At 60.2% G+C, this 9,964-nt stretch carries 9 protein-coding genes; 4 read left to right on the top strand and 5 right to left on the bottom strand.

Annotated features, from left to right (window positions below):
* Positions 1–122 precede the first annotated feature (122 nt).
* A complete protein-coding gene (locus ACTH3D_RS11265) occupies positions 123–1,187 on the top strand; it encodes a polyamine ABC transporter substrate-binding protein (RefSeq protein WP_441667209.1) in 1,065 nt (354 codons plus the stop codon).
* 100 nt (positions 1,188–1,287) lie between these two features.
* Positions 1,288–1,941 (top strand): hypothetical protein, encoded by a 654-nt coding sequence (locus ACTH3D_RS11260; RefSeq protein ID WP_441667208.1) that lies wholly within the window; start codon positions 1,288–1,290, stop codon positions 1,939–1,941.
* 16 nt (positions 1,942–1,957) lie between these two features.
* On the opposite strand, the gene ACTH3D_RS11255 is transcribed toward ACTH3D_RS11260, so the two are convergent.
* From ACTH3D_RS11255 to ACTH3D_RS11235, 5 genes are read right to left on the bottom strand one after another with little or no spacing between them, the layout of a single operon-like run.
* Positions 1,958–2,191, bottom strand: coding sequence for a formate dehydrogenase subunit delta (locus tag ACTH3D_RS11255; RefSeq protein ID WP_441667207.1), 234 nt, complete (start codon positions 2,189–2,191; stop codon positions 1,958–1,960).
* A 22-nt stretch (positions 2,192–2,213) separates the two neighbouring features.
* Positions 2,214–3,047: a formate dehydrogenase accessory sulfurtransferase FdhD gene (fdhD, locus tag ACTH3D_RS11250; protein WP_441667206.1), complete on the bottom strand. Its 834-nt coding sequence runs from the start codon at positions 3,045–3,047 to the stop codon at positions 2,214–2,216.
* Positions 3,044–5,920: a formate dehydrogenase subunit alpha gene (gene fdhF / locus ACTH3D_RS11245; RefSeq protein WP_441667205.1), complete on the bottom strand. Its 2,877-nt coding sequence runs from the start codon at positions 5,918–5,920 to the stop codon at positions 3,044–3,046. The genes fdhD and fdhF overlap by 4 nt, the downstream gene beginning before the upstream one ends.
* Entirely contained in the window at positions 5,917–7,497 is a 1,581-nt protein-coding gene (locus tag ACTH3D_RS11240; protein ID WP_441667204.1) for a formate dehydrogenase beta subunit, read from the bottom strand. The genes fdhF and ACTH3D_RS11240 overlap by 4 nt, the downstream gene beginning before the upstream one ends.
* The gene (locus ACTH3D_RS11235; protein ID WP_441667203.1) at positions 7,497–8,012 is read right to left on the bottom strand and encodes a formate dehydrogenase subunit gamma; all 516 of its coding nucleotides are present in this window, start codon (positions 8,010–8,012) and stop codon (positions 7,497–7,499) included. Before ACTH3D_RS11235 ends, ACTH3D_RS11240 begins: the two co-directional genes overlap by 1 nt.
* Before the next feature lie 201 nt (positions 8,013–8,213).
* Between ACTH3D_RS11235 and ACTH3D_RS11230 the strand changes: the two genes are divergently transcribed.
* Both ACTH3D_RS11230 and ACTH3D_RS11225 read left to right on the top strand, forming a co-directional pair.
* Positions 8,214–9,287, top strand: a complete 1,074-nt coding sequence (locus ACTH3D_RS11230; RefSeq protein WP_441667202.1) for a substrate-binding domain-containing protein — start codon at positions 8,214–8,216, stop codon at positions 9,285–9,287.
* A gap of 95 nt (positions 9,288–9,382) precedes the next feature.
* On the top strand, positions 9,383–9,904 hold the full coding sequence (locus tag ACTH3D_RS11225) for a hypothetical protein (protein WP_441667201.1): 522 nt from the start codon (positions 9,383–9,385) through the stop codon (positions 9,902–9,904).
* The last annotated feature ends 60 nt before the right edge of the window (positions 9,905–9,964 follow it).

Below are 9,964 nucleotides of genomic sequence, written 5' to 3'. Positions count from 1 at the left end.
AGAACCGCTCGCACGGTTCGGAGGGCGGGGAGGCAAAGCCTTCCCGACCCCTATCATTTGAGGCGGCCAAGGGTATGATGGGCCCATATATAGGACGACAACCCAAGCAAGGAGAACCAACAATGCACAAGAAACGACTTGCAGTAAGCCTGGGCGCCGGACTGGTGGCATTCGCACTGAGCGCTGCTGCCGATGAGAACAAGCTGTATCTGTTCAATTGGACGGAGTACATGCCGCCGGAGGTCATCACGGCCTTCGAACAAGAGTTTGATGCCAAGGTGGTGCAGAACTACTTCACCTCCAACGCCGAGATGTTTGCCAAACTCTCAGCTGGCGGCGATGCCCAGTACGACGTCGTCGTGCCCACCGACTATTTCGTACCGCGCCTGATTCAGGCAGGGCTGGTTCAGCCGCTAGACACTGAGAGCATCGGTGGGCGTGACAACCTGATGGAAGCGTTTCGCACACCGAGCTACGACCCTGAAGAGCAGTACAGTATTCCGTACCTGTGGGGCGTAACCGGCGTGGTATACGACACCAATACCTTCCCGAATATCGAGTCGTCGTGGTCGGCGCTGTTTGACCCTGAGATCAACCCTGATCAGCCGTTTGCGCTGCTGGGTGGCGATCCTCAGGTGGCCATGGGCATGGCCTGTGCTTACCAGGGCAATGGCTTTGACTGCGTGGGTGAAAAGCCTTGGGTCGAGGCAGCCGGATTGATGAGTAAGACGCTGAAGCGCAACAACCTGACCGGCTTTATCGACAGCACAGCTGCGATTGAACAGGTGGCGCGGGGCGTCAACCGGATTGCTGTGACCTATAGCGGCGATCTGGATTATCGCAAGCAGGATGCACCGGAAACATACGGCCATCTGGCCTTCTATGTACCTAAGGAAGGCTCGCAGCTTGGCGTGGATACCATGGTCATTCCGGCACGGGCGCCGAATCCCGAGCTTGCCAATGCGTTTCTGAACTTCATGTTGCGCCCTGACATTGCTGCTCAGGCTGCTAACTATGCATTCTACCGTACGCCTAACGAAGCGGCGCTCGAGCAAGTGACGCCGTCGTTGCGTGAGGTGTCAAAGCTGGAAGCGGCCAACCGCGACCTGCTGGTCACCACACCAGTGATTGAAGGCGATAACCTGCAGCTACTGCAGCAGATCTGGAACGAAGTTCGGAGTCGTTGATCTGCCTTGTTGCTTAGCCATAGCAGGCAATTAAGGAAAAGACACTGGAGGCTAGTGATCGGTCAAGTTCTGCCGGCTTCTCTGTGAAAGGAGTGTCACCATGGATTATGCAACGCTGAAACAGCGTCACCGCCAGGAGCGTGGCGAATTTCACCCCAATCTCAGCCTGCGGGTGCATCGCGCGCTGAGCTGGCTTCAGCGTGCTGAGCTTGCTGATGATGTGGATGGCAAGTTCATCTTCCTGTGGATTGCCTTCAATGCCGCCTATGCAACTGAAGTACACGAAGAACATCGAATCACGGAAAAGCTGGTGTTTGCCGAGTTTCTGGAAAAGCTCGTGAGCCTGGATGCCGACGACCAACTCGGCAAGCTGGTTTGGGAAGAGTTTCCGGGCAGCATTCGTGTGCTCCTCAATAACCGTTTCGTGTTTCAGGGCTTCTGGGATTATCAAAACCGTGTTATCAGCCAGCAGGACTGGGAAGGGCATTTTGACAGAGCTCGGGTGGCCGCCCAGATTGCGCTTGGCAAGCAGGATACGACCACGGTGCTCGGTATTACGCTGAATCGCACCTATACCCTGCGCAATCAGGTGATACACGGCGGGGCCACCTGGAACAGCTCGGTCAACCGCGATCAGCTACGCGACTGTGTCGCCTTTATGAGCAAGCTGATACCGGTCATCCTGACCCTCATGATGGACAATCCCGGTACCCTGTGGGGCGATGCTTGCTACCCGGTGGTCCAGTCGTATTGAATCAGCACTCAGCATTTCAGCTGGTGCGGCCGCGTTGTTTCAGCTGCCCTACTGCTGCATGGGCGACGGGGTTTAGCCCACTGTTGTAGTCGTTCAAGCATTCAATGATGTCCGCTTTCATCGAGCGGGCCCAGAATTTCTCCAGGTGTGTGGTGGTGTCTTTTGCCGCCTGGTCGTCACTGCGACCGTGGCGCAGGTTCTCGGCAATCTGATTGGCCATGTGGATCAGGTTTTTACGCTGCGCTGACATCGTTATGATTTCCTTTACCAATTTAGCCATTAGCCACCGCTTGCGCAGTGGGGCGATGATAGACGACATGGCGTCCGGGGCGGGCGAAGCCGATCAGTAGCTGGTCAGCTAGCTGGGCCTGTTGGACTGCAAGTGCGGTGGCGGCGGAGACTGAGACCAGCGCGCCGATACCGACACTGGCGCTCTTGTGCACCATTTCATAGCTGGCGCGGCTCGAGACCAGCGCGAAGCCTTGTTGTTCAAGCGCGTGATCAAGCGTCGGCTGCGACGGGCGTCCGCTCGCCATGGCACCGATCAGTTTGTCCAGGGCGTTGTGGCGCCCTACGTCTTCGCGCATCAGCAGAATCTCGCCTTCCAGACTGCACCAGGCCGCGCCATGGCTGGCGCCGGTGATAGCTTGCAGTGGCTGGTACTGCTCAAGGGCGGCAAGGGCTCGCTGCACGGCGGAGTGGCTGAGCTGCGGTGCCTGAACCTGAGTTATCGGACGAATGGCCTGATCCAGCGACTCGGTGCCGCACAACCCACAGCCGGTGCGCCCGGTCAGGTTACGGCGTCGTGCTTTGAGTGCAGCCATGCGCTGGCTGGCGATAGTCATTTCCACCACCCAGCCGGCGTCGGTTTCTTGCAGCGCCCAGTCGTACAGCTCGGAGGCATCGGCCAGAATACCTTCGGACAGGCTGAAACCCAGGGCGAAGTCGTCGAGATCGATGGGGCTAGCCATCATCACCGCGTGGGAGACGCCGTTATACACCAGCGCCACCGGCACCTCGTCGGCCAGCAGATCGTGGAGTTCCTCCGAACGGCCCTGCTGGTAGGTTTGCACCCATAGCGAAAGCGCTCCACCAGATTCCTTCATGCACCGGCTCCGGCGGCCTCGTCGCGTTGGGCGGCGGCCAGATACTCCTGTTGGCGGCGGTCGAAGTCATCGAAGCGCCGCTGCCACTTCGAGGGTTGGCTGACCTTCTCGACCTGAACGGCGGTGACCTTGTATTCCGGACAGTTGGTGGCCCAGTCGGAGCTATCGGTGGTAATCACGTTGGCGCCGCTGCCGGGGTGGTGGAAGGTGGTGTAAACCACGCCTGGTTGCATGCGCTCGCTGAGCTGGGCGCGCAGCACGGTGTGCCCGGCGCGGCTGGTGATGCCCAGCCAGTCGCCGTCTTTGACGCCACGCAGCTCGGCATCCGACGGATGTAGTTCCAGGATATCCTCGTCATGCCACACCTGGTTGGCGGTGCGCCGTGTCTGGGCACCAACGTTGTACTGCGACAGAATCCGTCCGGTGGTCAGCAGTAGAGGGAAGCGCCGGGTAGCACGCTCCTCGGTGGCCACGTATTCGGTGATGGCAAAGCGGCCCTGGCCGATGGGAAAGTCGACCTCGTGCATGGTTGGCGTGCCCAGAGGAAATTCCTCGTTGCACGGCCACTGCAGGCTACCTTGCTCATCGATCTTAGCGAAACTGACGCCGGTGAATGTCGGCGTCAGCCGTGCGATCTCGTCCATGATGTCGGATGGGTGATCGTAGTGCATGGGGTAGCCCAGCGCCTCGGACAGCGCCAGGGTGATTTCCCAGTCTTCCTTGCCGGCCAGCGGCGGCATCACCTTGCGCACCCGGTTGATGCGCCGCTCGGCGTTGGTGAAGGTGCCGTCCTTCTCGAGGAAGGTGGAGCCAGGCAGCAGTACGTGGGCGAACTTGGCGGTCTCGTTGAGGAAGATGTCCTGCACGATCAGACAGTCTAGCGAGGTCAGCGCGGCTTCCACGTGCTGGGTGTTGGGGTCCGACTGGGCGATGTCTTCGCCCTGCACATAGAGCGCCTTGAAGGTGCCTTCGATGGCGGCGTCGAACATGTTGGGAATACGCAGCCCCGGTTCATGGTCGATCGCAACTCCCCATTCGGCTTCAAAGTGGCTGCGGGCAACGTCGTCGGCGACGTGTTGATAGCCGGGGAGCTCGTGAGGGAAGGAGCCCATGTCGCACGAGCCCTGGACGTTGTTCTGGCCGCGCAGCGGGTTCACGCCCACGCCCTCGCGGCCAATGTTACCGGTGGCCAGCGCCAGGTTGGCAATCCCCATCACCATGGTCGAACCCTGGCTGTGCTCGGTTACGCCCAAACCGTAGTAGATAGCGCCGTTGTTGACGGTGGCATAGCTGCGGGCGGCACGACGCACGTCCGCTGACGGCACACCGGTAATCGATTCGGTGGCCTCGGGGCTGTGTCGCGCATCGGCGATAAACTCGCGCCAGGCGTTGTAGGCCTCGCTGTCGCAGCGTTGTTTGATGAAGTCGTGGTCTTCCAGGCCCTCATCAATTACTACGTGGGCCAGGGCATTGATCAGTGCCACGTTGGTGCCGGGGCGCAACGGCAGATGCTGGCCGTTCTTGAGGTGGGGTGTATTGAGCAGATCGATACGGCGCGGGTCGGCGACAATCAGCGTGGCACCCTCGCGTAACCGGCGACGCATCAGCGAGCCGAACACCGGATGCGCATCGGTGGGGTTGGCGCCGATCACGATGATGGTATCGGTCTGCATCACCGAGTCGAAGGTCTGGGTACCGGCGGACTCACCCAGGGTGGTCTTGAGACCGTAGCCGGTGGGCGAGTGACAGACTCGGGCGCAGGTGTCGGTATTGTTGTTGCCGAAGGCAGCGCGTACCAGCTTCTGCACCAGGTAGGTCTCTTCGTTGGTGCAGCGTGACGAGGTGATACCGCCGATGCTCTCGCGACCGTACTTGGCCTGGGTCGCCTTGAGCCGCTCGGCGGCAAATGTGATCGCCTCGTCCCAGCTGACTTCGCGCCACGGCTGATCGATGCTGTCGCGAATCATCGGCGTGGTCAAACGGTCCTTGTGGGTAGCGTAGCCGAAAGCGAAGCGGCCCTTGACGCAGGAGTGACCGTGATTGGCCGCACCACCCTTGTAGGGCACCATGCGCACCACTTCGTTACCCTTCATCTTGGCCTTGAACGAGCAGCCGACGCCGCAGTAAGCGCAGGTGGTGATCACGCTGTGATCCGGCTGGCCCTGCTCGATCACGCTCTTTTCCATCAACGTTGCAGTGGGGCAGGCCTGCACGCAGGCGCCGCAGGATACGCACTCGGAGTCCATGAAGGCCTGGTCCTGGCCCGGCGAGACTTTGGAGTCGAAACTGCGTCCGTCGATGGTCAGGGCGAAGGTGCCCTGGACTTCGTCGCAGGCCCGCACGCAGCGCGAACAGAGGATGCAGCGGCTAGGGTCGAAGCTGAAGTAGGGGTTGGAATGATCCTGCTCGGCGGAGATATGGTTCTCGCCGTCGAAGCCGTAGCGCACCTCGCGCAGCCCTACGTCGCCGGCCACGTCCTGCAACTCGCAGTCGCCGTTGGCGGGGCAGGTCAGGCAGTCCAGCGGGTGATCGGAGATGTAGAGCTCCATGATATTGCGCCGCAGCTTGGCCAGATGCGCGTTGTAGGTGGTGACCTGCATGCCGGCTTCCACCGGGGTGGTGCAGGCCGCCGGATAGCCGCGCTTGCCTTCCACCTGCACGGCACACAGTCGACACGAGCCAAAGGCTTCCAGGTTGTCACTGGCACACAGTTTGGGGATATTGATCTCAGCGATGGAAGCAGCGCGCAGCAGCGACGTACCCTCGGGCACGGTGATGCTGACGCCGTCGATCGAAACCGTGACCGGCGCGCCCTCACGCGCCGGGGTGCCGAGATCTCTCTCGTACAGGCTGGGGTTAAAGTACTCGATCATGATGGCTCTCCTTCCGCGTTAGCTTGCGCGCTCTGCTGTACCGTACGCAGGAAATCACCGGGGAAATGGGTCAGGGCGCTTTGCACCGGAATCGGCGTCATGCTGCCCATGGCGCACAGCGAGCCGTCGACCATGGTGTCGCACAGCTCACCGAGCAGCGCCAGGTTGGCCTCGCGGCTCTGGTTATGGCGAATGCGGTCGATCACTTCAACGCCGCGGGTTGAGCCGATCCGACACGGTGTGCACTTGCCGCATGACTCCACCTTGCAGAACTCCATGGAGAACCGTGCCTGCTCGGCCATGTCGACGCTGTCGTCGAACATCACCACGCCGCCGTGGCCGAGTACTGCGTTATCGCCGCTGAAGGCCTCGTAGTCGAGTGGCAGATCCCACTGGGACGCCGGCAGATAGGCGCCCAGTGGGCCGCCCACCTGTACGGCGCGCAGCGGCCGACCGCTATAGGTGCCGCCGCCGAAGTCTTCCATCACCTGGCGCAAGCTGGTGCCGAAGGCCAGCTCGATCAGTCCGCCGCGCTTGACGTTGCCGGCCAGCTGGACGACCAGAGTACCTCGTGAGCGGCCCATGCCGACCTCGGCGTAGGCTGCACCGCCCTTGTCGAGAATGAACGGCACGGCGGCCAGCGATAGCACGTTGTTGACCACGGTGGGCTGGCCGAACAGCCCCTCGATGGCCGGCAGCGGCGGCTTGAAACGCACCAGGCCGCGCTTGCCTTCGAGGCTTTCCAGCAGCGAGGTCTCCTCGCCGCAGATATAGGCACCGGCACCCATGCGGACTTCCAGATGGAAGCGTCGGCCGCTGTCGCGCAGGTCATCACCCAGATAGCCCGCCGCTTCGGCTCGCTCAATGGCCACATTGAGCATGCGACACGACAGCGGGTATTCCGAGCGCACGTAGATGTAGCCCTGGGTCGCGCCCACTGCCAATCCGGCGATCACCATGCCCTCGATCAGCATGTAGGGGTCGCACTCCATGACCATGCGGTCGGCGAAGGTGCCGGAGTCGCCCTCGTCGGCGTTGCACACGATGTACTTCTGTTCGGCCGGGGTGTCTAGCACGGTCTGCCACTTGATGCCGGTGGGGAAGGCCGCGCCACCACGTCCGCGCAGTCCCGACGCCTTGATCTCATCGACAATGGCCTGGGCGTCGAGCTCCAGCGCCTGCTCCAGACCGCGAAAGCCGTCATGGGCCAGGTAGTCATCCAGGCTCAGCGGGTCGGTGATGCCGGCTCGGGCGAAAGTAAAGCGTTGCTGGTTGGCCAGCCAGGAGATGTCGTCGACCTTGCCCAGCGCCAAGGCATGCTCACGTTTGCCTTCCAGCAGGCCCTGGTCTAGCAGCGCCGGAATATCCTCGGCGCCGACCGGTCCGTAAGCCTGACGCCCATCGGCGGTTTCCACTTCCACCAGTGGTTCTAGCCAGCAGGCACCACGTGAGCCGTTGCGTACCACCTCTACTGTCAAACCGCGCTGCTCGGCTTCGTCCAGTAGGCGCTGGGCAACGTCATCGGCGCCCATGGCGAGCGCCGTGGTATCGCAGGGAACAAATACGCGGATGGTCATCACTTCACCTCCAGCGTCTGGGTGTGCAGGGCGTCGTTTATCTCATCAGTCAGCTCGTCATACAGGGTATCGAAGCGCGTGGTGTTCATGCGGCCAAGTACCCGCTCGTTTACGCTGATGTTGGGCGCGCAGGCGCAGTTGCCCAGGCAGTAGATAGGCTCCAGGCTGATACCGCCGTCAGGGGTAGTGGCATCATAGTCGAGATCCAGGCGCGTCTTGACGTGGGCTTCCAGCTGGCGCCCGCCCATGGCCTGGCAGGCCTCGGCGCGGCATACCTGAATCACATAGCGCCCCGGCGGTGTGGTGCGAAAGTGATGATAAAAGCTGATTACGCCGTGTACCTCGGCGCGGGTCAGGTTCATGGATTCGGCAATAATCGGCACGCTGTCAGCGGGAATGTGGCCGATGCGTTCCTGAAGGGCATGCAGAATCGGTAGCAGCGCGCCTGGCTTGTACTTCAAGGCGTCGATGCTGTCCTGAATCTGTGCAGGGGTCCATTCGAGTAAGGTGCTCATCGGGGTCACCTGGTCATTGTTACGGGCTATGTTTGGTGATCATGAGTAGGATGCAGTAGCTAGTCATAAATATGAACGAATCTGCATAACTTCCATGATTTATCGTTTTTAGCAGGCACTAAAACTGAGTGTTCTAGTGCGTCACGGTTGCTTTAAAGCTAGCATTGAATCTCGTTTAGCAAAACATGAAACTTACTTCATATGAAAAAGATCCAAATCACACCTGGTTGGTATTTCAGCGATGATGCCGGCAATCAGCTCGACCGTCAGCTTTTCGTGCTGCTCGAGGCCGTGCATCGCCATGGCAAGCTGACTCGGGCCGCTGAAACGACAGGTATTTCCTATCGTCATGCCTGGAACCAGCTCAACAAGTGGGCGGAGTTCTTCGGTACACCGCTGGTGGAAATGGCGCGTGGTCGTGGAGCCTGGCTGTCGCCGCTGGGTGAGAAGCTGCTGTGGGCTGAACAGCGGGTGAGCGCCCGCCTGGGGCCACAGCTTGAGAGCCTGGGCTCGGAGCTGAATCTGGCCATTGCCCAGACCCTGGAAGGCGTCAGGCCGGTGCTGCGTTTTCATGCAAGCCACGGCTATGCCGTCGAGTTGTTGCCTGACTTTCTCAAGCGTCAGGAGATTCGCCTCGATCTGCAGTACTGCAGCCCCAGGGAAGCGCTGCTGGCGTTGAATCGAGGTGCCTGTGAGCTGGCCGGTTTTCATCTGGCCCGCGGGAAGGCTGGAGTTGGGCTGGGAAGTGATTACCGCAGCCTGCTCAAGCCAAGGGGGCATCGTCTGGTGCGCTTTATCACGCGCCGTCAGGGGTTGATGGTAAGAGCCGGTAATCCGCTGGGTATGCAAGGGTTGGCCGATCTCGCTGATGGCGCGAAAGGGCAGGCGCACTTTATTAACCGCCAGGCGGATTCAGGCACTCGAGCGTTGTTCGATGGTCTGCTGCGTCAGCAGGATATTGCTGCCGGAGACATTAATGGCTATCCGCTGGAGGAGTATACCCACTCGGCAGTAGCGGCCTATGTGGCGTCTGGCATGGCCGATGTGGGCTTCGGTGTGGAAGCCGCAGCGCGGCGTTTCGGGCTGGATTTTGTGCCTCTGGCCAGCGAAGACTATCTGCTGGTCTGTCATCAACGTAGCCTGAGTGATCCGCGTTTGGTGCAGCTGCGTGAGGTACTGTCCAGCCAGGCGTTTCACGATGCCGTCTCTGCTTTGCCGGGCTATACCCCAGAGCGTTGTGGTGAGATAGAAAGCGTCGAGGCGCTGCTGGATTGATAGTGAGCATTGAACTTGTGCGCAGCACATAGCTCAACAAGACTGTAGTAGTAATGGTATGAACGTACTGTGAACGAGAATGTGGAGGTTTTTCTATGTCCGTACAGAATACGATTTCTGGGGAAAAGTACCCTCACAAGATCACGGCAGAATACGCTAGTCAGTCTGCAGCAGATACTTCGGCCAAGAGACTGGTTGATGACTTCGGGCTTTCGCCATCTCAGGTTCTGGTGGTACGCCCCCATGACCCTGACGTGGCGCGCAAGGTTGAACCCGAAAGCAGCGGAATTGCGAAAACGATGGCCCGGTCACATGTGACTCTTGGGCTGGCTGGCTTGTTCGTCGGCCTGGTTGTTGCGGGAATATTGGTGGTATTTGGACCGGTTGCGACTCAGTCCAGTCCGATGTTGACGTTTATTGCCCTGGGCTTTCTGGGTGCGGTGTTAGCGTTGCTGCTGGCTGGTGCTGTGTCGCTGCGACCAGACCACGGTCGTGTGGTTCAAAAAACGCGTGAAGCGACAGACTCAGGCAAGTGGACGGTTGTCGTGCACTGTGCTGACACCGAGCAGCAGGATCGGGTAAAGAATGCGGTAGATCACAGTGTGCAGACCCTGTGATCGAGTAAGTAAGTGCCTAACCGAAAGTTTTCGTGCATAATGTATGTAGGATAACTGACA

This window comes from Halomonas sp. (assembly GCF_052095765.1).
Classification (GTDB): domain Bacteria; phylum Pseudomonadota; class Gammaproteobacteria; order Pseudomonadales; family Halomonadaceae; genus Halomonas.
Note: the sequence above shows the minus strand (reverse complement) of the source record. Positions and strands in the feature narration are given on the sequence as shown.